Raw genomic sequence first — 24,204 nt, forward strand, 5'->3', positions numbered from 1 at the left:
GCGAACTAGAATCTGCTGTTAGAACTCAATCTGTACGAGTGCCCACACAGATGATTGCTTCATATTTTTAAAGAACGTTTCGAAACATTTCGTTGTTTCGAGGGATGTGCATTCTAAGCATTCCCAACTTTTTGTCAACACTTAATTTTGAATTTCTTGAGAAGAAGTTTCGAACTTAAGTTTTATTTGACGCTAACTCGTTGCTGCTTTGCTTTTCAGCGTAGCGCCCCGTGTCAGTGGGGTCGCATTATAGGGCGATCCGATTTTAGTGCAACCCTTTTTTAAAGAAAATTGCGAAAAAACGTTTGTTCGAGCAAAAAGAAAACAATCCGAATATAAAACAAACAAAAACACCCGCATTAGGCGGGTGTTTTACTATATTTAAGCTCGGATAAAGTCTATAAATTAAAACTTATACTCGATACCTAAGCCTAGATAATCCTTTTCTACTTGGTTGTCTGCATCGAATGTTGAGTAGAAACCATAAACCTTCGCGTTTTTAGCAAGCTTGTAATCAACACCGACAGAAACACCATCTACTTTGTCACCGGCATCGAAGTCAATAACTTGATACTGTGCTTTCAAGGTTGCATTGCCCAATTTGTACGCTGCATTTAGTAAGTACCCATCGGCCTCTGCACTTCCATCCACCTTTTCCTGTGTCTGGTACATTGCACCAAGTTTGAAGTCAGCTACCTTACCTTGAACAGTGAAACGAACCGTGTCATAGCCATTTACTTCGCTATCTGCTGCAATCGCTGCATAGATAGTTGACTCTTTCAATCCTGCATCGCCATATGTTAGCGCAGTAGAGAAACCGTTTTCACCTTCTTCGCTGTCTTCAGCAATAAAGCTTCCTAGTACTCTAAAGCCATTAAAGCTTGGTGACTTGTAGGAAATTGAATCACCTAAGCGATTTTCGCCTTTAAAGAGTACCTTAATGTCACCCTCAAGGTCGTTGAACTGGTCTAACTTACCTTGAGACTGTTTTAATGCGGTGTCATTACGGCCGATAACGATTTCACCGAAGTTACCTTTTAAACCCACGTACTGATTACGTGCAGTAATATTGTCTTTATCACCTTTTGAATCAGCGTCAGAGACATCTACTTGGAACTCAAGCTTATAAATAACTTCTAAACCAGAGTCTAATTTCTCAGAACCTTTGAAACCAAAGCGAGAGGCGTTACTTTTAATTTCAGTAACCGAGCCAGCACCATCGTCAGAAGATTGTACCGATACATTCGCTTTACCATAAACATCAACTTCAGCGTTTGCTTGAAAAGTGAATGCACTTAGTAATGATAGCGCTAAAGCAGTCTTAGTTAGTTTCATGTGTATTTCCTCAATATCGCAACACGTATTTTCAAAACACGCGCAGTTTGACACTGGTAAATGACAAAAATATTACACATAAAATATTTCTGAAAATAAAATGACACCCAACCTTAAGAAATACGTCACAAAAGTTTCATTGTAAGAATTACTTCACCGCCCCCAGTAAATTTACGATGGTTTCTATCTGTTCTAGTTGGTCGTTGTCTTTGTGGTATGCCACAAATATCTCTCTTGAGTTACTTTCTACTTCATCAACCTGAGTCAACCTTCCAGCCTCAATAGACTCTAACGCTAGCGCTTCTGGCACAAATGCGGAACCACCACACTGAAGAATAAGATCGAGTGCTATTCTGCCTGTGCTGGTTCTAAAATAAGGAGGGGTTGCGCCAGTAAACTGTTTTGCATGCCATAGAGAAAAAGCGGTTCCCCAATCAACATAAACATACTGGTTGTCAAAAAAGTCTTCCTTTGTTGCGTTATCAAAAGTGCTTACAGGAATAATAGCAAGATCGCTAATTGGCTTAACAACCAGTTCATCCACTTTTGGCGGATCGAATAATACAGCAAGGTCCAGTGTTCGCTCTAATAATAGTCGTGTGCTTTCTTGCTGTGCTTTCACTTCAGCAACAAGCGATACACCAGGCATAGCGGATACAATATGGTTAATTCCGAATTGTAAAAATGCGTCCCAAATATTAGCCGTGCCGCTCAATGACAATTGCTTGTGCATATTGTTTGCCAATGCAACATCGACTTTGGCGCGCTGCATCCCAGTTAAGATCATTTTGGCATGTGGTAATAATCTTTCACCTGGCGCAGTTAGCTGAATATTGTTACGCTGGCGAATAAAAAGATTCACCCCTAAACTTTGCTCAAGCTGGCGGATCCTAAAACTTACAGCTGACTGAGTGATGTATAAATTTTCTGCCGCTCGACCGAAGTGACGGGTTTTGACAACTTCGACAAAAGTTTTTAATAGATCTATGTCCATTTTTCTTCCTGACGATAAAAATTACTCGTTTAAAAAATTATAAAACTTGGTCCATACTCCAGCCAGATAATCTTAGAGGACTCAGTTATGGATCATAATTTAGCGACTTTGAAAAATGCATTTGCAAGCCCCAGAGCCTTTTATGATGACGCCAACTTCCCTAGAGGATTCGGACGCAGTGGTCACTTCACGCTACAAGAAGCCGAAATTCTTGAACGTTGTGGTGCCACATTAAGAAGCTTATACAGCAAAGCAGAAGAACCTCAAAACAGTTTCCAATCTCAGTTTGTTCAGGTGATGGAAGGGTTAATCCCCCCAACTAACGCTGTAGAAAAAGCTTGGACCAAATATTTGAAGCATACTACGTGTAAGACAAAGTTTCACACGCTATTTGGACGCTCTAAAGTTCAAAACGACGGTAGCGTGGTGATCCCGGTAGATATTGACGACGAGCTATAAGCAAAATCGTCTAAATCCTATCAAGCTTAGACGCCAACAGAGTGGCTTTATTTCTGTCGTTGGCGTCTAAGCACTTCTATTATCAATCCCATTTCAATCTCGATTACCTCATCAGCCTCTATCTGTCTCGTATTTTGTTCTTAGTCATTACTTGTTTATTAGCACAAGCATTGCAATTAAGCGCAGTTAGGTTAAGAATTAGTAAAACAGGAAATGGTTGGCGAAGGTTGTGTTACGGAAAATCTTAATCATTGAAGACACCCCCACAATTGCGAAGGTGCAAAAGCATATTGCGACCACTGTGGGATACCATGTAGATATTGCAGAGTCTTTGGCCGAAGCCAAAGCATTGTTATCACAGCACGATTATTTTTGTGCCGTGGTAGACTTTGTGTTACCAGATGCGCCGCTTGGAGAAGCTATTCCCTGCACGGTTAAAGCTGATATTCCTACCATAGTTATGACTGGTAACCTTGAAAGTCAGACTCGCTCAATCGTTGAGCAATACCCCATCATCGACTATATCACCAAGGAAAATAAACAAGCCTATCATTATTTACGTCGCCAATTAGAACGCCTGCCAAGAAATGAAAATGTCAGAGTACTGGTTGTGGACGACTCTATTTCGTCGAGACACTATGTCTCAGCACTCCTCACTCGCCATAAATATCAGGTACTAGAAGCCTGTGATGGCATAGAAGCGCTCGCGGTATTAAAAGACAACCCGGATATTTCAGTGATCATTACCGACAATGAAATGCCAAATATGCGAGGCGAAGAGCTATGTATCGAAATTAGGCGACTCTACACTGATGATGATAAAGCGATAATTGGTATATCTGGAGTTGAAACCGAAAATTTATCTACACGATTTTTGAAAAATGGTGCTAATGACTACCTCAGAAAGCCCTTTAACGCTGAAGAGTTTTACTGCCGTCTTAGCCAGAACGTCGATATGCTAGAACATATTCAAACGATACGCCGACAAGCAAATACAGACTATCTAACCAGCTTGCCAAATCGACGCTACTTTTTCGATACCGTAAAGAAAAGCCTAAAAGCAAGACATAAAAAGGAGCTCTACGGGCTGATCGCTATGATAGATATAGATCATTTTAAGCAAGTAAATGACAAATATGGTCATGAAGGCGGCGATGCAGTGCTTGAATCAATTGGCCAAGCGTTTGCTCAATACTTTCCCAATGATTTAGTCGCTCGATTAGGCGGCGAAGAGTTTGCGATATATTTTAAAGATACGGTGGCTGAACATTGCAAAGAAAGACTGGAGTGCTTCAGGGAATATTTAGAGCAAAGTAGTAACGAACTGACTGAACAGCAGATCTCGTTTACTGTTTCAATGGGACTTGCCGCTCAGGTGACTACGGACATAGAAAGCCTGATAAAACAAGCCGATGAGCGTTTATATCAGGCGAAAGCTTCGGGAAGAAACCGCTTAGTTCACTAAGCGCTTTCTTTTATCTCGATAAGAATCAAAGCTAAACATCACCAGCGCTCCCCAAATAAAGGCAAACGTTATTGCTCGTTCTGCATCAAAGGCTTCCCCATAAAAGAGTACCGCCAATATGAACATTAAGCTCGGCCCGATATATTGAAAAAAGCCAAGTGTCGTGTAGGGTATCCGTTTTGCTGCTGCGGTAAAGCATAACAAAGGCAAAGTTGTCACCACACCCGCACTTATCAAAAGCGTGTTGGTGTACCAATCATTATTCCAAAGGTTGCTTGTGGCACTGGGCTCAACCCACCACCAATAAGCCAGTGCAATTGGGGTGAGAATAAGGGCTTCCACCAGCAATCCAGGAAGTGACTCAACCGCTAAGGTCTTACGCAACAATCCATATATTGCAAACGATCCTGCCAGTGAAAACGCAATGACTGGGAATGAGCCAAAACTGATTAACTGTAATACCACACCCACTATCGCTAATAACACAGCAAACTTTTGCGCTGTTCTCAACCTTTCCGATAAGAATAACATTCCCAATAGCACGTTAAGTAATGGATTGATGTAATAACCCAAACTCGCATCTAGCATAAAGCCGTTATTAACAGACCAAATAAATAAACCCCAGTTAAAACCCAACAGCAACGCAGTGAGTGTCAACATCGCCAGCAATTTAGGATTAGCCAATATGGCCTTAATTTTGGGCCATTGCTGCTTTGCCAGCACAATTAGTGCAATAAAAAAGACAGACCACACAACGCGATGAATGAGTATCTCAATCGCGTCAACATGGACGAGTTGCTTAAAATAGATGGGTGCAAGTCCCCACATAAAAAAGGCGAGTACAGCGAGTAAGTGGCCTTTCTTTTGTTCTTCAATCACGGGCGTTTAACCTTTGGAGGGATCAACTAAGAGGTCAATCATTATACTCATTTTTACTAATCACGGCGATGAAAGTTCGATGAATTCACAATCACAAAGTTTAAAGCCTACAAGTGCTCAAAACTTATTCAAGTCTCTTAAGATTAGATAAAAAGCAAAGACAAGGTTCAAAAAAAGCTCTAAAATGACACCGATGGATACCCTCGTAAGCACCCCAATTAACGACCCTCATTCAGTACTGAAAGATGTGTTTGGCTACAGTACGTTTAGAGATGGTCAGCTTGATATTATTCAGTCTAGCTTAGCTGGTCAGGATACGCTTGTACTACTGCCTACCGGCGGCGGTAAATCACTCTGTTACCAAGTCCCAGCAGTATTATTTGCAGGCGTGACAATTGTTATATCGCCACTTATCTCATTAATGCAAGATCAGGTCGCGCAGTTAAAAGCACAAGGCATAGCCGCTGAATATATCAACAACAGCGTCGCTTGGGAGCAGCAAAGAGATACCTATGACGCGCTTTTCCAAGGCCGTTTAAAGCTGCTGTACGTTGCACCAGAAAAGGCCTTACAACGAGACTTTATTGAACGCATATCCAACTGTAACATCAGTTTGTTTGCCATTGATGAAGCCCATTGTGTATCTCATTGGGGACATGACTTTAGACCGCACTATTTTCGTTTAAAAGAATTACGCCAACATTTTCCGTCCGTTCCGATGATGGCATTAACCGCAACGGCCGATTTAGCGACACGAAAAGATATTGTCCAGCAATTAGGTATGCAAGCACCATTTATCTATACCGGTAGCTTTGACAGACCCAATATTCGTTACACCATCGAAGAAAAGTTCAAACCCCTGTCGCAGTTGATCCGCTATTTAAAAGAGCAAAAGGGGCAAAGTGGCATAATCTACTGTGGTAGCCGTAAACGTGTTGATGATATTGCCGAAAAGCTGATTGATGCTGGGTTCAATGCTGCAGGTTATCACGCAGGTCTAGATAATGATCAGCGCCAGTTTGTACAAAACCGCTTCGCCCGAGATGACATTCAAATCGTAGTTGCAACCGTTGCTTTTGGGATGGGGATCAATAAACCCAACGTGCGATTTGTGGTTCACTATGATATTCCTAAAAGTGTAGAAGCGTATTATCAAGAAACCGGCCGTGCAGGGCGAGATAGCTTAGCAGCTGAAGCCGTTATGTACTTTGATCCTGCGGATATTCCCCGCGTTAGGCGCTTTTTTGAAGATATTCCAGACGAGCAACGTCGTAAGGTCGAAGAGCAGCGCTTTCAGGCGATGTCGAGTTTTGCTGAAGCGCAAACCTGTCGTCGTCAAATTTTGCTCAATTACTTCAGCGAATATCAACGTGAAGCATGCGGAAACTGTGATATTTGCCTTAACCCACCGAAACAATTTGATGGTACATTAGTTGCCCAACAAGCGTTATCGTGCGTATACCGCGCAGAACAACGCTTTGGCATTAGTTACATTGTGGATATTTTGCGTGGGGCAAATACCGCAAGGATCAGAGAACAAAATCACCATACCCTCTCAACCTATGGGATCGGGAAAGAGCACAGCAATGAATTTTGGCTGAGTATCTTACGTCAATTGATCCATCATGGTTTATTGAGTCAAGATATTACTCAAGGCGCAACGCTTAGATTAACAGAAGCCGCCCGCGCCGTACTTCGCGGCGAATATGTGCTACAACTCGCAGAACCAAGACTTGTAGCAAAGCATGTCTATCAAGATAAACTGGCTCAGTTTAATTACGATAAGAAACTATTTGCTAAGCTTCGTGCACTCAGAAAGCAGCTCGCAGATGAAGATGATGTACCACCGTATGTTGTATTTAACGACCGAACGTTGGCTGAAATGGCACAAAGAACGCCAACAACTGATAGTGAGTTTTTGCAAGTATCTGGTGTCGGTTTTACTAAGCTCAGCAAGTACGGTGCCCCTTTCATGCAGCTCATTCGCAATTATTTGGAAAGAGAATAATGACTACACTCACTTTGGATAATTCACACGAGGTGATTATCGTCAGCTGTGAAATTACACCTCAAGACGATGAATTTGAACTTTGGGGGCAAATATTCTTACATCAAGATGAGATTCAATTAATTGAATTCTCTGCTGGAGCGGATAGACATCAGTGGCGTTTTTCATATAAAAGCTGTAATTTTAATTTAAATTTTGAACATTACAGTGAGAGTGTGTGGATAGCTCCTGATGGCGTTGATGCCTTAGAACTCCTACCTTTCCTACGCCAACAACTTTCTTGTTAAGTCCACATAAAGCTCTTTAAGTCTATAAATATTATTACTTTTGTTGCAGAACTAAAGCAAGCTGCAACAATATAATCCATACTAAAGGAATATTAGACTTAAAGGCTCTGTGATGAATGTAAAGAGGATTTCGTGTAATAGTATTGTGCTAATGTGTAGCCTAAATGCAGCTGCGCAAGCTGAAAAAGTGCCTGCTGTTGATTTTGCTAATAGCTGTGGTAATAACCGAGTTGAAGCACAAAGCGACCAAAACCTTTCACGCCAGCTAGACAGCAAACAAGCCTATCCTGAGCCCGCAGAGGGTAAAAAGGTCGTCGCTATCACTCTAAAACAACTTAATGTTTTCGATACCGATAAACCTGAAGAAGACAATGCCCTATTCCGATTTGCCAACCGTTATCATATTCAAACCAAGCCCGAAGTATTAAAAAGCGTGCTCCTATTTCAGGAAGGGGATGCTTACAACCCAAGAAAACTCAGTGAATCCGAACGACTCCTTCGCAATCAGTCATACCTATATGATGCACGTATCTATGCCGTAGAAAACTGTGATGGTGATATTTTAGTTACGGTTGTAACGCGGGATCTTTGGACACTATTGCCCGATTTAAGTTTTAGTCGTAGTGGTGGGGAAAACACTTCTCGAATTGGGTTTAGAGAAAGTAATTTATTTGGCTGGGGAAAGCGCCTTTCTTTTACCCACATACAAGAGGTCGACCGCTCTGGTTATCAGTTTGTCTATGATGACCCTAATATTTTAAACTCAAGATATCGTGGTCGCGTAGAATATTCAGATAATGACGATGGTGAGCGCCACTATATCGATGTGAGCTATCCATTTTTTGCAACCGATACTCCATATAGTTATGGTTTTACGAGTTATTCCGACAAACGCGAAGAACCCATATATTCTGAAGGTGAAACAATCTCAGAGTTCAGTCAATCCACGGATGTCACGCAAGTCTACTTCGGACACTCAAAAGCGCTATCGGGCAGTTGGACTCGCCGTCTCATCGCAGGCGTTAGACATGAGCAACATACCTTCCGTGAGATAGCAGATACCACTTTACCCATTGCACAAGATAGAACGCTCACCTACCCTTATGTTCAAGCTCAGTGGTTTGAAGATTCCTATGTAAAAGTACGCAACTTCGACTCGATTTATCGTACAGAGGATCTTAATTTAGGTTGGAATATTAATGCTCTATTTGGCTATTCAGCCGAATCTTGGAGTGACGATACTGAACGTCTTGTCTATTCATTTTCTGCCAATACGGCACACTACACCTCAGATCACAGCTTGTGGCGTTTTTATTTTGATGTCAGTGGCAACTGGAACAAAGACACAGATAAAACCGAAAACCTAATAGCGAAAACGACCTTTCAATACTATTTAAATACCAGCTTGTATGAGTCTTGGTTTATCAACGCAAGCTATACCTATGGGAATAACCTGACCTTTGATAATCAAATTACGTTAGGGGGCGAAACCGGGCTTCGCGGATACCCAATAAAATATCAGCAAGGTAGTCGCAGTATGCTACTCAATATCGAAAAACGCTATTACTGGGAATATGACTTACTGCGCTTATTCAAAATTGGTGGTGCAGCTTTTTTTGATGTAGGGCGCGCGTACCACTCTCACCTGCCGATTGAAGCAGATGAATCAGTCCTAAAAAATGTCGGTATTGGCTTGCGTTTAGCACCTAGCCGAGCCAATTCAGATATCATGGTTCATATTGATTTAGCCGCACCAATTAATGGCCCGGATAACGTCGATAGCGTACAGTGGCTATTAACGGTAAAAAATCGCTTTTAACGGTGTCGCACAACAATAAACATGATATAAAGCAGAAAAAATTTCTTAGGATACGATTTTGCATTTGTTAGATTTCGCACTCAGTCAATACAAGCTAATTGTAACTTTGGTGGCGCTATTATCCTTCCCACTATTAATGAAGGCATGTTGCAAACTCTTAGAAAAAGTAACACGCGGAAAAATAGACTCTCATCGTAAACAACGTGCCGACTTACTCGTTCGTGTACTTGTTGCCTTTGTATTCGTCTGCTTTATGCTTGTATTCTGGGGCATAGAACTTCGTGGTTTACTGGTGCTTGGTTCATCGTTATTTGCGATGCTTGGTGTTGCCATGTTTGCCGGTTGGTCATTACTTTCCAATCTGACTTCATTTTTACTTATGTTTATTCAAAACGATTATCGCGTTGGGAATTGGGTAAGAATTGTTGACGGTGCAAACTTTGTTGAAGGCTGTATTGTAGAGATGGGGTTGATGAGTGTAGTGCTGCGCCATGTTGACGGCCATAAGGTCGTATATCCTAATAACTTGTTTGTTACTCGACCCGTTATGGTGCTTAGTCAAGAACCGACTAAACCTAAACAGGTTCCAACACCAAGAAGAACATTAGGCCCTAAGAAATAGGGCCTATATCGTCAATAAAAGTTTCTAGCTGTTGTTCAACAATGCTATTTGCATGTGCAAAGTAAGCCAAATGAAAAACTGCGTCTCCTTCATTCACCAAAGGTAGCATTTGTTGGCCAATCACTATCCCACTACGAGGTGCGATAATCGCTTCTTCGCTTTGACCTAATGGACTGTCTATATAAGCCAAGATTTGACCTTTTGATACGCGTTCCCCCAAGTTAACTTGTGCTCGAACAATACCATCAACGTCTGCACGCACCCAACTTGTTGCAGCCGCGATAACTGCGTCATGACGTTGCTTCCTGCGACGTCCACGCAACATTCTGAGTTTGCGCATGACATTTTCAACCCCTTGCAATCCAGCTGCAATGGCCAATGAGTCAAACCGCAACGCTTCTCCCGCTTCATAAGTGATAACAGGAATGTCCAATCCCGCAGCTTCACTTCGTAGCGAACCATTACGCAGTCGCGCATCTATCGCAACCGGCGTACCAAACGCCATGGCCATTTCTTTGGTCATTTCGCAGGACAAGTCACCACGGATCTGCGGTAAATTAGAGCGATGAATCGCGCCAGTATGTAAATCGATAATATGGGTGCACTTTTTTACCACCAAATCGAAAAACATAGATGCCATTCGAGCCCCTAACGAGCCTTGCTCAGAACCTGGAAAACAGCGGTTTAGATCTCGTCTATCAGGTAAATAGCGAGACTTATGAATAAAGCCAAAGATATTTACGATAGGCACCGCTATCAAGGTGCCACGTAGCGTTGCCGCATCGACTTTACTTAATAGCTGGCGCACGACCTCAACGCCATTTAATTCATCTCCATGAATTGCGGCACAGACCAAAAGTACCGGCCCGGCCTCTGCGCCATTAACGACTTCAATCGGAATGGTCATTGGTGTGTGAGTGTAGAGCTTGGCCACTTCCAACTGGACAGTCTGCCTTTCAGCAACACCCACTCGTGTATCTAATAACGTAAAGGGTTGGTTGATTTTAACCTTTGCCACGTGTAGCAGTCCTTTTCGCCGCTGCATTCTTCTCGATAAAGGAGATGATCAAGCTAGCAATGTCTTTACCTGTTGCCTTTTCAATGCCCTCAAGGCCCGGAGATGAGTTCACTTCCATCACCAAAGGACCTCGCTCTGAACGCAATAAATCTACACCGGCAACATTTAGGCCCATGGCTTTTGCTGCAGCAATTGCAGTGCGGCGCTCTTCCGGAGTGATTTTTACCAATGTCGCAGAACCACCACGATGCAGATTTGAACGGAATTCGCCCTCTTGCGCTTGACGCTTCATCGCGGCAATGACACGGTCGCCGATAACGAAACAGCGAATGTCCGCACCACCAGCTTCTTTAATATACTCTTGCACCATAATATTGGCTTTTAAGCCCATAAATGCTTCGATAACGCTTTCCGCCGCTTTACGAGTCTCAGCTAACACCACACCAATACCTTGTGTGCCTTCTAGTAACTTGATCACAACCGGTGTGCCGCCAACCATTTCCAGTAAGTCTTTAACGTCATCAGGCTTACTGGCAAAGCCTGTGATTGGCATGCCTACGCCTTTTCTTGACAGTAGCTGTAATGAACGCAACTTATCTCTTGAGCGAGTGATTGCAACAGACTCATTCAATGGGTACACCCCCATCATTTCAAACTGTCTGAGTACCGCACAACCATAAAACGTCACAGAGGCACCAATTCGCGGGACAATCGCATCAAAGCCGCTCAACTGCTGACCCTTAAAGTGAATTTCAGGCTCACTACTATTGATATTCATATAACAACGTAGCGCGTCAATAACCTCAACTTCATGCCCACGCTGCTCTGCCGCCTCAATTAAACGACGTGTTGAATATAAAGATTGATTCCTTGAAAGAATGCCAATTTTCATGATTTATCCGTTTTATTACTTAAATATGACTGTTCTGGATCAACAAGGATGCGGCCTCGCATCGCCGTACGACCCAGTAACATTCTAAATTTCATTGTTTCTCTATCGCTTAGCGTGATTTCAATTGGCCAAGCCTGATTGCCGATAGTTAAATTTGTTTCTATTACATAACGTAGTTCTTTATGACCGCCCGAATCGGTAACAACGCGCTCATCTACTACTTTTGCTTCACTACAGACTTCATAGTCGGTATTGTCTTGTTTGGGATGGATCCAAAACCTTACCCAAAGTTCATCTTGTTCTGTTTTGAAAGGCTCAACCTTAAAGGCGTGCAGACATGATGTTCTTGCTCCAGTATCTACTTTCGCTTTGATTTTTTCGATACCTAAATCGGGTAAGGAAAGCCACTCTCTCCAACCAACTGTGATCATATTATGCTCTCGTACAAAATGAGTTCGGACTTATACGCTGATTCAAGTCACTTGAAAAACAAAATAAATTTATCCTAAAGATAAAAACGCTCTGTTAAGCCAAGCACCTTAACTTACAGTAACACCACTTACACATTTTTCAAGGTAAAGCCCTATACTGAGCTAAAGTAAAATAGAGTATTCAAACAATTTATTTCATCGCCAAGATTTTTAAATGAATTTGAAAATTAAATTATCTATGTCAGTCTTGGGACGAACTTTTTAATAGGAATTAGCTATGACTGGATTACTCCATGCGTTTGTGCTCGACGGTCAAGGTGGCGGTAGGCTACTTTGCGATCTGAGTGAAGTAAAATCCGTAATTCACAAGGAGCCACTTTGGCTCCATTTTGACTACAGCTTCGACGAAACGACCGAATGGCTGAAGCAACAAACGTTTTTGGATGACTGGGAAAGAGAAGCGCTAACCGCAGATGAAACTCGTCCGAGAACGGCTAATGGCGATGAAGGTTTGCTAGTGTTCTTGCGTGGCGTGAACCTTAATCCCAAGCAAAGCCCTGAAGACATGGTTTCTATTCGCTGTTTTGCAAACGATAAACTACTTATCACCTGTCGTAAGCGCCATATTATGTCTGCCCAAGATATGTTGGCATCGCTTAAAAAGGGTCAAGGCGCAAAAAGTATCGGTGAGTTACTGTCTACATTGGTGATGCGACTTTCTGTGCGAATGCAAGACATCATCTGGCAAATAGAAGAACAGCTTGATGAATTTGAAGACGCGATGGAAAGCAGTGAGCAGCTGCCAAACTATCAGCAACTTTCAACATTAAGAAGGCAAACCATTGGTTTAAAACGCTATCTTAAGCCACAAAAGCTTGCTATTAGCGAACTGCTATTGGCAAAGATTGCTTGGCTAGATGAAGATCATCGACACATGATTGAAGAGGCGAGCAATGCCTTAAGTCGATATATCGAAGAATTAGAGGCTGCGATTGAACGTGCACAAGTGATCCAAAATGCGATCACCAACCATCAAAATGAACAGTTAAACCAAAGAATGTACGTGATGTCCGTCGTTGCAGCGTTATTCTTACCACTTGGATTTTTAACAGGCTTGTTAGGGGTGAATATTGGCGGTATTCCTGGCACTGAATGGGGTGGCGCATTTGCCTTTTTTGTTATTATGTTGGTGGTACTAACTGGCGGTATTGGCGTGTACTTTAAACGCAAAGGCTGGTTGTAAGTAGGAGTAATCATTGGCGCTCTCGCTAGGGATCGAACCTAGAACTCAGCCTCCGGAGGGCTACGTGATATCCATTTCACCACGAGAGCGTCGCCAACATAATAATGCTAAGTGCAGACAATTGCCAGACAATGTTTGCTATATGACTAATTAGTAACCTATTTTTTAAAAAAAGCTGTACTTTGGGCAAAAAACCAGTTATTCAACTATGCTTTGAAAATAATAAAATAGACTGATATTGCTGCCCGTTCAGAAATATCGCGATACATCATTGAGGATCCCAAATATGACACCGATGACAACAGAGCAAGTTGCAGAGTTTCTTGACGTAAAGGTTGAGCGCGTAAGACGCCTCGCACGAGAAAACTTGCTAGTCGCCAAAGACACAGATGCCAATGGCGAACCTATCTTTGACAAAGCCGATGTTGAAAAATACAAAGAGCTAGCACAGCGACTGGGTGGGATTTAAACTACCCAATAGTGATGGCCAGTAATGTGATCAAGGAATATCACATACTACTGGCTCAGCTTGTAGCTACAATATCCACTGCTTCAGTAACTGCCTAAGCTTTTCGGCTTCTATCATTACGCCGCGCTGCTCGTACCATTGAATACTAACAATCAAATAAATTTGGCAAAATACCGTCAGTTTAGCTTGAGCGTATGAAGGCATGGCTTGCCGCTTTAGAGAAAAATAAGACTCAACCACCGTAAGTGCTGCTTCAACACCACAGCTAAAACTACACACCAGCGCTGCTAAATCAAAAAATATGTCACTATGACAAGCATACTCAAAGTCGATTAACCGAATCCCCTCTGGGCTTTGAATAATATTGCTCATGACTAAGTCATTATGGCAAAACGCTTGATCCACGGGTAAAGAAGCTAAGCTTTCGATAAGCCATTCGATGTCAACTAAGTGACGCAGTTTCTCATCAATAGCCTGAACATAACCGACTAAGTCCAGCACCTCGTATACTTCAAGCTCTAAGCTATGCACCTGAATAACTTGTGCTAACAACGCAGTATTTAACTTTGGCTCAGCACACACTTCTGGCATAAAGGTGAACAGTGCCATACGAGTGCGTAGGTCGTACTGCAGTACTTTAGAAGTAATGCCTTGCTGTGCTAACTCATTCTGTGCCTTTAATGCCTCAGTAGGAATACCATGGCTATAGCATTTTAATAGGTAGCTTTCGCCCTTACTCACCATCAGGTAATTATTGTTACTCACACCCTTAGTTAGCTTTTCTAATCGCTCAGCTGAAACCTTGAATACGGTATCCACCTTTACTTTTAATTTTTCAAGCTCAGAGTGCTGCAAGCGTCTTTCCTTGCTTAGCTTCATATTCTTCGTACCAACGCTTGTAGCCCCAACACGCCATCAAGGTGTAGAAAATAAATAGTACCAGCGTAGGATAGAAACCTTTAAGGTAATAAAGGTAGATGGAGGCTGCATCAATCACGACCCAATATAACCAGTTTTCAAGAATTTTCTTAGCCACTAAATAGGTCGTCACCACCGCAAAGCACGTGGTAAAGCTATCTAAATAGGCGAGATCTGCTGCCATATAATGCTTGGTGAAATACCCGAGCACAACGGAAACCACTGAAGTGATAACAATGATTGAAAGATGTTTTGATAACGACCAAGAAACAATATCACTGGGCTTGTTTTTGTCACCCTGACGCCACATCCACCAGCCAACAACGGCCATGACCATATAGTAAAAGTGCAGCAGTGATTCCATCACTAGTGCTCCGTTCCAGTACAGCACGGTATAGATGAAGGTATTAATAAAGGCCACTGGCCAACACCAAATATTCTCTCGAATTGCCAGCAGTAAATAAGCTACAGCCAGCACCACAGCGATATACTCCCAACTCGACATCGCTGTGAACCCTGCAAAGGTTTCAGTAAACCAGTCCATTAATCGCAGGCACTATCAGCTGGAGATAAATCGCCTGAGATAAACTTACAAACAAAAATACATTTTCCGTAAGCTTCAAATGAGTGTTTCATTTCTTGATTCAATACTGAAGTCACTAAATCAAATTCACCAAAGACCTGAGTTGACATCGTGTTTGTGATCACCTTGATCCCTTCATGCTCATTCAGCCTATCAATAAAATCTTTAATAAAAGGGATATAGTCTTGGTGCAGTGGGTACTTGCTTATTTCAACAGAAACTTGCATGGGCGCTCCTTACAAATGGCAGCCGATTATTAATATTGCTGGTTTAGATTTTCCCCACCGGTAAAATCCGATTTTGGGGTATAGTTAATCCAGTCTTGCTGATAGATAATTTTACCTTTTTCGTCAAACTTTAGCACTATCAGAAATCGCCAAGGCCCTAACTCGCGTGACGCATAATTAAAGCGATTAAAAACGCCTCTAGCAACCACAGTTCTAGCCGTGGTATCGACTATCTTATCTTCTACCACTAAGACGGGTTGCTCATCCAGCACAGCAAAATTCCCAGCAGACCAATTTAAAAAAGCCGTAATTTGATCTTTACCTTGTGCCTTATGGCCAAAAACCATATCTTCCAGCACGGCATCTTCTGCATAGAACTCGATAAACTGGGTAAAGTTCTGCCGCTGAGCATAGGTATTAAAGTAAGCATCGGCATGGCTGATGAATGTATTTTTCTTACTGATATTAATCGAGTTACTACAACCACTCAGTATTAATATAAAGAATAGCAAGAACCGATAGCGCATCATAGCCACTCCAAAAGCCGTATTAATCGAGTATAAAAAAAGCGCCTGTAGCGCTTAATTCGACGATGATAAAATGTGTATTTTTATACTGTCACTATACCCAATGGCTTAGCGGTTTTCCACGCTCCACGGGTAAAGTCTGGAATACTCAATGATTCACTGCGATTAGCGACTGATTGAGCCGATAATGGAGAAATTACCGACCAAGCGGCACCGTCGTATACGTCTTGATCTAGCGCCTCACCATTACGCAGGCAATAGATCATGCGCCAGAACATTAAAAAGTCCATACCACCATGACCACCATTGCGCTGCGCTTCTTCACCCATTTTAGTCCAAAGCGGATGATCGTATTGTTCATACCAAGGATCCATTTCGTAATCCCATTCATGGAAGCTCTTAGTACCACCTTGCTCTAACGCGATACGATTAGGGAAACCAGCAAAGACCCCATTAGTTCCTTGAATTAGATTGTGACGAGAATAAGGCCTAGGCGTGGTCGTATCATGTTGTACCATGATACTGCGTCCTTTGATGGTCTTAATCATCGTGGTATTCATATCACCCGCAATATAATGTAGTTGATTGCGTTCATGATCTGCCGGAAATTCGCGTTTTGCATAGGCTGCACGACCTAGGGCCGGAGAACTCATAGAAGTTAAGTAATCAAAACGATCACCGCGGTTAATATTCATGTACTGAGATACTGGACCTAAACCATGAGTTGGATATAGGTTACCATCTCGCTTAGTATGCCAGTGTGTACGCCATGAGCCGGTCTTGTGCTCAATTTCCTTCATCTGCCAACGTAGCTCATGAATATATGCAGCTTCACCATGCAATAACTCACCGAATACACCTTGGCGAACCATATTCAGTACCATCAACTCATCGCGACCGTAATTGACATTTTCCATCATCATACAGTTCTTTTGCGTGCGCTCTGCGGTGTCGACTATCTGCCACATTTCTTCAACGGTCAACGCTAAAGGCACTTCAACAAACGCGTGCTTACCGCTATTCATGGTATCAATTGCCATCGGCGCGTGCCATTTCCAGGGTGTTGAAATTATAACGATGTCAATATCATCCCGGTTAAGCATTTCTTGATAAGCTAAGTCACCACCACGATACAGCGCAGGTTTCGGCAAACCTCGCTCGCGCACAAGATAGTCAGCCGATTTTTCAAGCACTTCATCATGGGTATCACAAATCGCGACAATACGTGCACCATCGATGTGACTCATGCGCTTTACATGACCATAGCCACGTTGGCCAACCCCAATAAAACCTACCCGAACCACGTCCATTTTTGGTGCTACGAGCCCAATGACAGAGCGGCCTTGTTGCTTAGGTACAACGCTGTTATTTTGATTAGAACTTGCGCACCCAGCTACTACACTCGCAGCCGCTGCCGCTCCTGCGGCTTTTAAAAAGTCGCGGCGGTTTATATTTTTCATTCTTACTCCTAAACGATACTTCTTAACAGCACTAATACTGCTCGCTATCAAGCTAACCTATCCCAATCTTAGGTTCAAAACATTGCGATAAAGCCGCAAAAAAAGCGCTTGAAGCGCTTTTTCTTAAAATATATTAAACTGTTAAATTGCCCTGATAATATTATTCAGACAATCCTCTTTTTCTAGCACACTGGAATACAACGCAAACTGGTTCTTCGCACGGTCGAGATTATGATTGGCTCTGTGGGTTGCAAAATAATTATCTCCATCTAAGTGATCTGTTAAAAATCTCAGACCTATCATGAATGGCATCACTTTGGCGCCAAGAATAAAGCTGTCTTTTTCTGCTTCAGTCACACTGTCTTGTAACGGTTCAATATACCCTTGCGCCAGCGCAGCAAAGATATTTTCTCTTACCTGCACATTACTCAAGTTCGTTGAGTCTTCAGCTTCTGGCGAACAGAAGGTACGCACCATATCGCCAAAATCAAATAACCAGTTACCTGGCATACAAGTATCTAAGTCAATAACGGCTCGCGCTGCATCACTCTGTGTTGAAAACAGCATGTTGTTGATTTTGGTATCGTTGTGGCAAGCTCTAAGTGGCACTTGTTTTTGTGCCTGCTGCAGCTCTTCTGCAAGCGCAAATTGCTGCTGAAAAGCAGCGATAACATCACTGCACTTGTCCGCTCGACCATGCTCGTCTTTCGCTAGCACTTGGTTAAATGCATCAATACGCATCGCCAAGTTATGAAAATTTGGAATGACATGATGTAACTGCGCCGCATCAAAATCATTTAGCGCATGTGCAAACTGCCCAAAGGCGTTTGCAGCCGTTAATGCTTGTTGTTCGTTTGCCACTACGTCTTCGCTATAACTGCGGCCAATAAATGCAAGCGCACGCCAAACTTCATCATTAATATCGACTAAATATTGGCCTGAACTCGTCGCTAGATGCTTTATGATAGCGAGACTATATTCACCATTTAAGGCTTTTGCTGTTAAGTGCTGTTCAATCGCTCGCGCATTTTCAACAAGATGCAAAGGGTTTGGAAATACCGTGGTATTTAGCTTTTGTACCACCATGGTTTTGTGGTTGTCCTGCAACAGCATAGTCGTGTTGATATGGCCACTACCGATCGGCTTCATTTTAGCTTCTTCACTAATGAGACCGTATTCATCAGCAAGTTGTTGCGCAACGGCTTGATACTCCATATTCACCTCAAAAGGAGTTAAGTCGGATGTAGTTGTGTGGAGATGATTATCTTCCTTGACGTGCTTCATAAATCTTTCTCGCGACAATGTCTAGTTCGCTCTTATAAGTTATACCGTACCAATGTGATTTAGCTTGGTAGACCGACACGGTTTGTCGGCCCTTATTGATACTGTGTTGGATACAATCTGGCAGATAATACTCTTTTTTGACACCGTTGTCATAATTCCTTAAAAACGCATTAAACCCGGCTTCTAATGAATCAAAAAGTGACGGCGTCACACCCCAGCAGGTCATCGAAGCAAGTGCAGAGCTTGCTATCTTACACCGCTTACCTGCAATATCACCTGACAACTCACCGTTTTCAAAGCGAATATCCAATGCCTCTTCAACCGAGTGTAGTTGTTGCGCTTGTACCTGACAAACGCCACGGTTTACTCCACCTTGATCTGATAAGGTATTTATAATTGGGTATGCGACCATCGCCATATTGCTATGATGCTGAAAATGTTCAACAAGCTGCTCAAATGCATCTGGCCCGTAATAATCATCCGCCGTAATAACTATCGCAGGCTTATCAACGTATGGTTTTGCACACAGCAGCGCATGTCCTGTGCCCCATGGTTTTTCTCGCCCTGCCAAACAGTCGATAAATTCATTCGGAATATCGCTAAGCCGCTGCTGCACTAAAGTAATGTTCAGCGCCTTCGGCAATCGTGGCAATATCACATTTTCGATTAGGCTTCGCACTTTGTCATTGATGATCAAAATAACATCTTGCACACCAGCATGATGCGCGTCAATTATGCTCAATTCCATAATGCTTTTATCGATACTTGGCAGCTCAGCAACCTGCTTATTACCACCAAAGCGGCTTCCTAATCCACCTGCCAAAATGATCAGCTTAGGGGGTTGTTCGATTCCTATCATTGAAAAAATATCAAAACTCAAATAAGCGGGTAAGTGTACTGAGCTTTTGCGCAGAATAAAAGCAATTGCGAGGAAAGACGTCCTCGCAATTAGTCTTACACCAGTGTGAACTAGCTAAACTTTTGACATAAGTACTTTATTTCTTGGTATTCAAGCAATCCTTCCTGTGCCCCTTCTCGACCAAGACCTGAAAACTTCACACCACCAAAAGGCGCTACTGGATTGGATATGATCCCTTCATTAATCCCAACCATGCCATACTCAAGCGCATGACTTACTCGCCTTATTTGATTGCCATCATTCGAATAAAAATAAGCAGCAAGCCCTTCTGGCACAGAGTTTGCCATTCTTACCACTTCATCTTCACTCTCAAAATCAATAATGCTGACAATCGGTGCAAAAATTTCTTCATGGAAGATCCGCATGGTGCTATTTACACCCGTGATAACTACCGGTGCCATAAATTGGCCGCTTTGTTTATCACCTTGATAAGCGATGCTCGCACCTTTAGCTAACGCATCTTCTAACAACTGCTGTGCTTTTTGTTTGGCTTCAAGTGAAATGAGTGGACCAATATCAATACCCTGCTCTAGACCATTTCCCAAGGTGAGCGTGCTAACCTGCTGAGTGAGTGTATTGAGTAGCTCTGCCGAGATACCTTTCGCGACAAACACACGATTTGCGGCCACACAAGTTTGTCCTGCATTTCTGAACTTCGCTGCCATCAAACCACTTACCGCTTGCTCAACATCAGCGCTGTCGAAAACAATAAATGGTGCATTACCACCAAGCTCCATTGACGTTCTTTTCACTGTGTCGGCACATTGCTTTAACAACGCACTCCCCACTTGTGTTGATCCCGTAAACGTGAGTTTTCGCACTTGTGGTGACTCAGTAAGGTGTGCTACTAACCCTTTAGAGTCGTTAGTCACTAACACCTGAAAAGCGCCAACTTCCATTCCAGCCTGAATAGCCAGCTTTGCAAGGGCGATGGCCGCAAGAGGAGTTTTCTCAGAGGGCTTTAAAATAAAACTACAGCCTGCTGCATAAGCTGGTGCTACTTTTCTGGTGATCATCGCCAGTGGAAAATTCCACGGTGTGATCCCAAGTACAACACCAACCCCTTGCCTGATTGTAGTTAGCTCATGTGATTGAGAATGACTGGGAATAACCTGACCATAGGCGCGCTTGGCTTCTTCGCTATACCATTCAATAAATCCTGCAGCATAATCCGCCTCGGCAAGTGCCTCCTTAAGCGGTTTGCCTTGTTCCTTAGTGACGATTTCAGCCAAGGCCTGGCGATGCTCTATTACCAATTCGTACCATTTTCTAAGTACTTGACTACGGGCATGTGCTGTCGTGCTAGCGAGTTTTTCGAAGGTTTCAGCCGCTGCTTGCAGCGCTTTATCGGCAGCCTGATTATCCGCCTCCGAAACCTGAGCAAGGTGCTCTCCAGTTGCAGGATTAACCACATCGACATGCGTTTTACTATGATGTGCTTGGCCATAGATAAGTGAAAATTCGGGGTTACTGATGAGTGACATAGCGTTCCTCCTAGAAAAGCAAAAAGCCGTAGTATAAGACTACGGCTTTATTAAATTTGTCAGTAACAACCTAGGTTGTTAGCAGCACTTAATGGTCTTCATTAACGATATTGAGATTGTACTTTGGAATTTCAACCACTAAGTCTTCATCACTAATTATCGCTTGGCAACCCAAACGAGACTCAGCTTCGAGACCCCATGCTTTATCTAGCATGTCATCTTCTAACTCATCGCTTTCTTCCAGCGAGTCAAAACCTTCACGAACAACGATATGGCACGTAGTACATGCACATGATTTTTCACAGGCATGTGGAATACTAATTCCGTTTTTCAAAGCCACATCGAGTACAGTTTCACCCGTTTTCGCTTCGATTGCAGCACCTTCCGGACATAACTCTTCATGGGGTAAAAAGATAATTTGTGGCATATTACACCTCGTCTACCGACTGCCCTTGCAGTGCCTTTTTAATTGATTCATCCATACGGCGTGAAGCAAAATCACTACTCGCCTGATCGACTTCTTCGATCGCCTTTTTAATCTGCTCTGGATTGTCTGCACTTTCGCGAATTTGTGCAAGTTCAGTCATTGCACCGCGCAGTGTATTGAGCTCATCTTCTGCCAACAAATGACCATCCGTTGCAAGCGATGCCTCTAACGCTTCTAATACACGCAGTGCTTCAACCTGCTGCTCTTTAAGCATACGAGCGCTCATGTCTTCTTTGGCATTGCTCATCGAATCTTTTAGCATTTGTGCTACTTGGTCATCGCTCAAACCAAACGACGGTTTTACCTGGATCTCAGCCTGCACGCCTGTCGACTTTTCTTCAGCCGAAACACTCAATAGACCATCAGCGTCAACTCTAAAAGTGACTCGAATATGCGCAGCGCCTGCCGCCATTGGTGGAATGCCTTTTAGACTAAATTTAGCTAAGCTACGACAATCATCAACGAGTTCACGCTCACCTTGCAATACATGCAATGACATAGCGGTTTGACCATCTTTAAAAGTGGTAAACTCTTGTGCACGTGCAACAGGAATAGTGGTATTGCGCGGAATGATTTTTTCAACCAATCCACCCATAGTTTCTAGGCCTAAAGACAATGGCAATACATCAAGCAGTAACATATCAGAGTCAGGCTTGTTACCCACTAAAATATCAGCTTGGATAGCAGCACCTAATGCCACCACACGGTCTGGATCGATTGATGTTAGCGGCTCTTTGGCAAAGAAACTCCCGACTTCTTCACGCACCACTGGCATACGAGTCGAACCACCGACCATCACAACCTGCAAGACTTCTTCTGCTGTGACACCGGCGTCTTTTAACGCGCGGCGACAAGAGCGTAAAGTCTTTTTAACTAAAGGCATTGCCATTTCAGCAAATGCTTGACGCGTGATCGTAACAACCAACTTTTGCTCGCGAACTGGTAGCTCTACGTTTACCGTTTCATAGCTTGAAAGCGCTTCTTTACAGGCTCTTGCCTTATTGATAAACAAGCGTAGCTCTTTTGGGTTTAAATCAAATAGCTGCGTTTGCTGTTTAAAGAAATCGACCAACAATGAATCAAAGTCATCACCACCGAGGCTTGAATCACCACCGGTTGATAATACCTCAAACACTCCTTGGTTTAAGCGTAAGATAGAAATATCAAACGTACCACCACCAAGGTCATAAACCGCGATCACGCCTTCTTGACCAGAGTCTAGGCCGTAAGCTACTGCAGCTGCAGTCGGCTCATTGAGAAGTCTTAATACTTTTAGACCAGCAAGCTCGGCTGCGTCTTTTGTACTTTGCCTTTGTGCATCATCAAAATATGCAGGTACAGTGATCACCGCGCCCATTACATCCTCACCAGCAAAGCTATCAATAGCACGTTGGTGTAATGTTTTTAAAATTTCAGCGGAGGCTTGCACTGGGCTTACAGCGCCAGCTACGGTTTCAATAGCAAGCGAACCGTTATTATCGACAAAATTATAAGGCAACTGACCATAGCTTTGTTCTATTTCAGATTGCGTTTTACCTAAAAAACGTTTTACAGAAATAAGCGTATTAGTCGGGTCTTCAGCAGAAGCAGCTTGGGCTTGTTCACCAACAATAACCTCTGAGTCGGTGTACCTTACTACCGACGGCAGCATAGGTTTACCCATTAAATCGCTAAGAGTCTTCGTTTCGCCACTTTGTACTGTTGCCACAAGAGAGTTCGTGGTACCTAAGTCAATACCAATCGCTAATTTATGCTCATGAGGTGCCGCGCTCTGCCCCGGCTCAGCAATTTGCAATAATGCCATAATGCTCTTTTCACTTTAACGTTTGTTGATGCTACACATCATCAATCGAATAATTCATCTTCGATACGTGCTAATTCGTCGCGTAACTTGTAGACAAACTTTAGCTTACGAATATTGTCTGCTGCGGCTTCTAATGTGCTCATGTCATCGCTTTGAAGCTGCTCGGCAAGGGAAGCGCTAAACTTTGTATCTAACGCTTTAATCTGTGTTTCGAACTCTGTAATCGCGCTGTCAGGATCCGCCGCATCAGGTAATTCTTCTAATGCTTCGCGCAGCTCCATCTGTTGCATTAAAAACATCGGATCTTGCAACGTTTGTTGCTCTGCACGTATGTCTACACCCTTTTCGCTTAGCATATACTCGGCGCGTTTAACTGGGTGTTTGAGCACCGCTAGCGCGTCATTGATCTCTGCGGTTTTCTGTACCGCGAGCAACTTCTCACGCTCACTTTTACCAGCAAATCTATCTGGGTGAACTGCACGCTGTAGCTCTAAATAACCTTGATTTAGTTTGTTTAAATCAACGTGATAATCAACAGGTAAATCAAATAATTCAAAATAACGCATACGCACCTAATACAGCAAAGCCCC

Annotated in this window: 25 protein-coding genes and 1 tRNA gene; 8 read left to right on the plus strand and 18 right to left on the minus strand. The window is 43.0% G+C overall.

Annotation, left to right across the window (positions count from 1 at the left end):
* Positions 1-405 precede the first annotated feature (405 nt).
* Positions 406-1,335 (minus strand): porin, encoded by a 930-nt coding sequence (locus ABMY45_RS13800; RefSeq protein WP_349289023.1) that lies wholly within the window; start codon positions 1,333-1,335, stop codon positions 406-408.
* A 148-nt stretch (positions 1,336-1,483) separates the two neighbouring features.
* The gene (locus ABMY45_RS13805) at positions 1,484-2,329 is read right to left on the minus strand and encodes a LysR family transcriptional regulator (RefSeq protein WP_010607242.1); all 846 of its coding nucleotides are present in this window, start codon (positions 2,327-2,329) and stop codon (positions 1,484-1,486) included.
* Positions 2,330-2,416: 87 nt separating this feature from the next.
* Between ABMY45_RS13805 and maoP the strand changes: the two genes are divergently transcribed.
* On the plus strand, positions 2,417-2,788 hold the full coding sequence (maoP, locus tag ABMY45_RS13810; protein WP_010607241.1) for a DUF413 domain-containing protein: 372 nt from the start codon (positions 2,417-2,419) through the stop codon (positions 2,786-2,788).
* Positions 2,789-3,017: 229 nt separating this feature from the next.
* Positions 3,018-4,253: a response regulator gene (locus ABMY45_RS13815; protein ID WP_029215908.1), complete on the plus strand. Its 1,236-nt coding sequence runs from the start codon at positions 3,018-3,020 to the stop codon at positions 4,251-4,253.
* Here ABMY45_RS13815 and rarD read toward each other — a convergent pair.
* Positions 4,242-5,132 carry an EamA family transporter RarD gene (gene rarD, locus ABMY45_RS13820; RefSeq protein WP_039493074.1) on the minus strand — a complete coding sequence of 297 codons (891 nt, stop codon included), beginning with the start codon at positions 5,130-5,132 and terminating at the stop codon, positions 4,242-4,244. The two genes, ABMY45_RS13815 and rarD, sit on opposite strands and share 12 nt — an antisense overlap.
* Before the next feature lie 193 nt (positions 5,133-5,325).
* Here rarD and recQ point away from each other — a divergent pair, with 193 nt between their 5' ends.
* From recQ to ABMY45_RS13840, 4 genes are all read left to right on the plus strand, one after another.
* Entirely contained in the window at positions 5,326-7,140 is a 1,815-nt protein-coding gene (gene recQ, locus ABMY45_RS13825; protein ID WP_029215907.1) for a DNA helicase RecQ, read from the plus strand.
* A complete protein-coding gene (locus ABMY45_RS13830) occupies positions 7,140-7,427 on the plus strand; it encodes a DUF3630 family protein (protein WP_227386848.1) in 288 nt (95 codons plus the stop codon). Before recQ ends, ABMY45_RS13830 begins: the two co-directional genes overlap by 1 nt.
* A 151-nt stretch (positions 7,428-7,578) precedes the next feature.
* Positions 7,579-9,246, plus strand: a complete 1,668-nt coding sequence (locus ABMY45_RS13835) for a POTRA domain-containing protein (protein ID WP_130127004.1) — start codon at positions 7,579-7,581, stop codon at positions 9,244-9,246.
* 58 nt (positions 9,247-9,304) lie between these two features.
* Positions 9,305-9,868, plus strand: coding sequence for a mechanosensitive ion channel domain-containing protein (locus ABMY45_RS13840; protein ID WP_211867038.1), 564 nt, complete (start codon positions 9,305-9,307; stop codon positions 9,866-9,868).
* Here the strand turns inward: ABMY45_RS13840 and ABMY45_RS13845 are convergent.
* The 3 genes from ABMY45_RS13845 to ABMY45_RS13855 are packed head-to-tail and all read right to left on the minus strand — an operon-like array spanning position 9,858 to position 12,209.
* Positions 9,858-10,886 (minus strand): succinylglutamate desuccinylase/aspartoacylase family protein, encoded by a 1,029-nt coding sequence (locus ABMY45_RS13845; protein ID WP_010378992.1) that lies wholly within the window; start codon positions 10,884-10,886, stop codon positions 9,858-9,860. The two genes, ABMY45_RS13840 and ABMY45_RS13845, sit on opposite strands and share 11 nt — an antisense overlap.
* Positions 10,873-11,778, minus strand: a complete 906-nt coding sequence (gene rimK / locus ABMY45_RS13850; protein ID WP_010378991.1) for a 30S ribosomal protein S6--L-glutamate ligase — start codon at positions 11,776-11,778, stop codon at positions 10,873-10,875. Before rimK ends, ABMY45_RS13845 begins: the two co-directional genes overlap by 14 nt.
* Positions 11,775-12,209, minus strand: a complete 435-nt coding sequence (locus tag ABMY45_RS13855; RefSeq protein ID WP_088531788.1) for an ATP-dependent zinc protease — start codon at positions 12,207-12,209, stop codon at positions 11,775-11,777. The genes rimK and ABMY45_RS13855 overlap by 4 nt, the downstream gene beginning before the upstream one ends.
* Positions 12,210-12,486: 277 nt before the next feature.
* Between ABMY45_RS13855 and ABMY45_RS13860 the strand changes: the two genes are divergently transcribed.
* On the plus strand, positions 12,487-13,452 hold the full coding sequence (locus ABMY45_RS13860; RefSeq protein WP_010607232.1) for a zinc transporter ZntB: 966 nt from the start codon (positions 12,487-12,489) through the stop codon (positions 13,450-13,452).
* Positions 13,453-13,466: 14 nt separating this feature from the next.
* On the opposite strand, the gene ABMY45_RS13865 is transcribed toward ABMY45_RS13860, so the two are convergent.
* Positions 13,467-13,541 (minus strand) — tRNA-Arg (locus ABMY45_RS13865).
* Between the two features lie 197 nt (positions 13,542-13,738).
* Here ABMY45_RS13865 and ABMY45_RS13870 point away from each other — a divergent pair.
* The gene (locus ABMY45_RS13870; protein WP_010607231.1) at positions 13,739-13,921 is read left to right on the plus strand and encodes a helix-turn-helix domain-containing protein; all 183 of its coding nucleotides are present in this window, start codon (positions 13,739-13,741) and stop codon (positions 13,919-13,921) included.
* Between the two features lie 66 nt (positions 13,922-13,987).
* Here the strand turns inward: ABMY45_RS13870 and ABMY45_RS13875 are convergent, their stop codons facing one another.
* The 11 genes from ABMY45_RS13875 to hscB form a co-directional block, all read right to left on the minus strand.
* Positions 13,988-14,800, minus strand: a complete 813-nt coding sequence (locus ABMY45_RS13875; protein ID WP_227386847.1) for a phosphotransferase — start codon at positions 14,798-14,800, stop codon at positions 13,988-13,990.
* A complete protein-coding gene (gene pnuC / locus ABMY45_RS13880) occupies positions 14,763-15,383 on the minus strand; it encodes a nicotinamide riboside transporter PnuC (protein WP_039493061.1) in 621 nt (206 codons plus the stop codon). The genes ABMY45_RS13875 and pnuC overlap by 38 nt, the downstream gene beginning before the upstream one ends.
* Positions 15,383-15,649 (minus strand): YkoF family thiamine/hydroxymethylpyrimidine-binding protein, encoded by a 267-nt coding sequence (locus ABMY45_RS13885; protein ID WP_174170626.1) that lies wholly within the window; start codon positions 15,647-15,649, stop codon positions 15,383-15,385. The genes pnuC and ABMY45_RS13885 overlap by 1 nt, the downstream gene beginning before the upstream one ends.
* A gap of 29 nt (positions 15,650-15,678) precedes the next feature.
* Complete coding sequence (locus tag ABMY45_RS13890) at positions 15,679-16,179, minus strand: nuclear transport factor 2 family protein (protein ID WP_227386846.1); 501 nt, start codon at positions 16,177-16,179, stop codon at positions 15,679-15,681.
* 80 nt (positions 16,180-16,259) lie between these two features.
* Positions 16,260-17,636 (minus strand): Gfo/Idh/MocA family oxidoreductase, encoded by a 1,377-nt coding sequence (locus ABMY45_RS13895; RefSeq protein WP_174170625.1) that lies wholly within the window; start codon positions 17,634-17,636, stop codon positions 16,260-16,262.
* 141 nt (positions 17,637-17,777) lie between these two features.
* Complete coding sequence (locus ABMY45_RS13900; RefSeq protein WP_010607225.1) at positions 17,778-18,851, minus strand: aminoglycoside phosphotransferase family protein; 1,074 nt, start codon at positions 18,849-18,851, stop codon at positions 17,778-17,780.
* Between the two features lie 46 nt (positions 18,852-18,897).
* On the minus strand, positions 18,898-19,779 hold the full coding sequence (locus tag ABMY45_RS13905; protein WP_174170624.1) for an NTP transferase domain-containing protein: 882 nt from the start codon (positions 19,777-19,779) through the stop codon (positions 18,898-18,900).
* Between the two features lie 110 nt (positions 19,780-19,889).
* A complete protein-coding gene (locus ABMY45_RS13910; protein WP_227386845.1) occupies positions 19,890-21,323 on the minus strand; it encodes an NAD-dependent succinate-semialdehyde dehydrogenase in 1,434 nt (477 codons plus the stop codon).
* Positions 21,324-21,411: 88 nt separating this feature from the next.
* Positions 21,412-21,750, minus strand: coding sequence for an ISC system 2Fe-2S type ferredoxin (gene fdx / locus ABMY45_RS13915; protein ID WP_010607222.1), 339 nt, complete (start codon positions 21,748-21,750; stop codon positions 21,412-21,414).
* A gap of 1 nt (position 21,751) precedes the next feature.
* Positions 21,752-23,614, minus strand: a complete 1,863-nt coding sequence (gene hscA, locus ABMY45_RS13920; protein ID WP_010378972.1) for a Fe-S protein assembly chaperone HscA — start codon at positions 23,612-23,614, stop codon at positions 21,752-21,754.
* Between the two features lie 41 nt (positions 23,615-23,655).
* A complete protein-coding gene (gene hscB / locus ABMY45_RS13925; RefSeq protein ID WP_010607220.1) occupies positions 23,656-24,180 on the minus strand; it encodes a co-chaperone HscB in 525 nt (174 codons plus the stop codon).
* Positions 24,181-24,204: the final 24 nt, after the last annotated feature.

The organism is Pseudoalteromonas sp. XMcav11-Q (assembly GCF_040104525.1).
Taxonomy (GTDB): Bacteria; Pseudomonadota; Gammaproteobacteria; order Enterobacterales; family Alteromonadaceae; genus Pseudoalteromonas.

Coding starts and splice junctions, on each gene's coding strand:
- ABMY45_RS13860 (WP_010607232.1), top strand. CDS start 12,487: ATGACTGGATTACTCCATGCGTTTGTGCTCGACGGTCAAGGTGGCGGT.
- pnuC (WP_039493061.1), bottom strand. CDS start 15,383: ATGGACTGGTTTACTGAAACCTTTGCAGGGTTCACAGCGATGTCGAGT.
- ABMY45_RS13890 (WP_227386846.1), bottom strand. CDS start 16,179: ATGATGCGCTATCGGTTCTTGCTATTCTTTATATTAATACTGAGTGGT.
- hscA (WP_010378972.1), bottom strand. CDS start 23,614: ATGGCATTATTGCAAATTGCTGAGCCGGGGCAGAGCGCGGCACCTCAT.
- hscB (WP_010607220.1), bottom strand. CDS start 24,180: ATGCGTTATTTTGAATTATTTGATTTACCTGTTGATTATCACGTTGAT.
- ABMY45_RS13910 (WP_227386845.1), bottom strand. CDS start 21,323: ATGTCACTCATCAGTAACCCCGAATTTTCACTTATCTATGGCCAAGCA.
- maoP (WP_010607241.1), top strand. CDS start 2,417: ATGGATCATAATTTAGCGACTTTGAAAAATGCATTTGCAAGCCCCAGA.
- ABMY45_RS13830 (WP_227386848.1), top strand. CDS start 7,140: ATGACTACACTCACTTTGGATAATTCACACGAGGTGATTATCGTCAGC.
- ABMY45_RS13875 (WP_227386847.1), bottom strand. CDS start 14,800: ATGAAGCTAAGCAAGGAAAGACGCTTGCAGCACTCTGAGCTTGAAAAA.
- ABMY45_RS13835 (WP_130127004.1), top strand. CDS start 7,579: ATGTGTAGCCTAAATGCAGCTGCGCAAGCTGAAAAAGTGCCTGCTGTT.
- ABMY45_RS13905 (WP_174170624.1), bottom strand. CDS start 19,779: ATGATAGGAATCGAACAACCCCCTAAGCTGATCATTTTGGCAGGTGGA.
- ABMY45_RS13895 (WP_174170625.1), bottom strand. CDS start 17,636: ATGAAAAATATAAACCGCCGCGACTTTTTAAAAGCCGCAGGAGCGGCA.
- fdx (WP_010607222.1), bottom strand. CDS start 21,750: ATGCCACAAATTATCTTTTTACCCCATGAAGAGTTATGTCCGGAAGGT.
- ABMY45_RS13900 (WP_010607225.1), bottom strand. CDS start 18,851: ATGGAGTATCAAGCCGTTGCGCAACAACTTGCTGATGAATACGGTCTC.
- ABMY45_RS13870 (WP_010607231.1), top strand. CDS start 13,739: ATGACACCGATGACAACAGAGCAAGTTGCAGAGTTTCTTGACGTAAAG.
- ABMY45_RS13855 (WP_088531788.1), bottom strand. CDS start 12,209: ATGATCACAGTTGGTTGGAGAGAGTGGCTTTCCTTACCCGATTTAGGT.
- rimK (WP_010378991.1), bottom strand. CDS start 11,778: ATGAAAATTGGCATTCTTTCAAGGAATCAATCTTTATATTCAACACGT.
- recQ (WP_029215907.1), top strand. CDS start 5,326: ATGGATACCCTCGTAAGCACCCCAATTAACGACCCTCATTCAGTACTG.
- ABMY45_RS13805 (WP_010607242.1), bottom strand. CDS start 2,329: ATGGACATAGATCTATTAAAAACTTTTGTCGAAGTTGTCAAAACCCGT.
- ABMY45_RS13885 (WP_174170626.1), bottom strand. CDS start 15,649: ATGCAAGTTTCTGTTGAAATAAGCAAGTACCCACTGCACCAAGACTAT.
- ABMY45_RS13800 (WP_349289023.1), bottom strand. CDS start 1,335: ATGAAACTAACTAAGACTGCTTTAGCGCTATCATTACTAAGTGCATTC.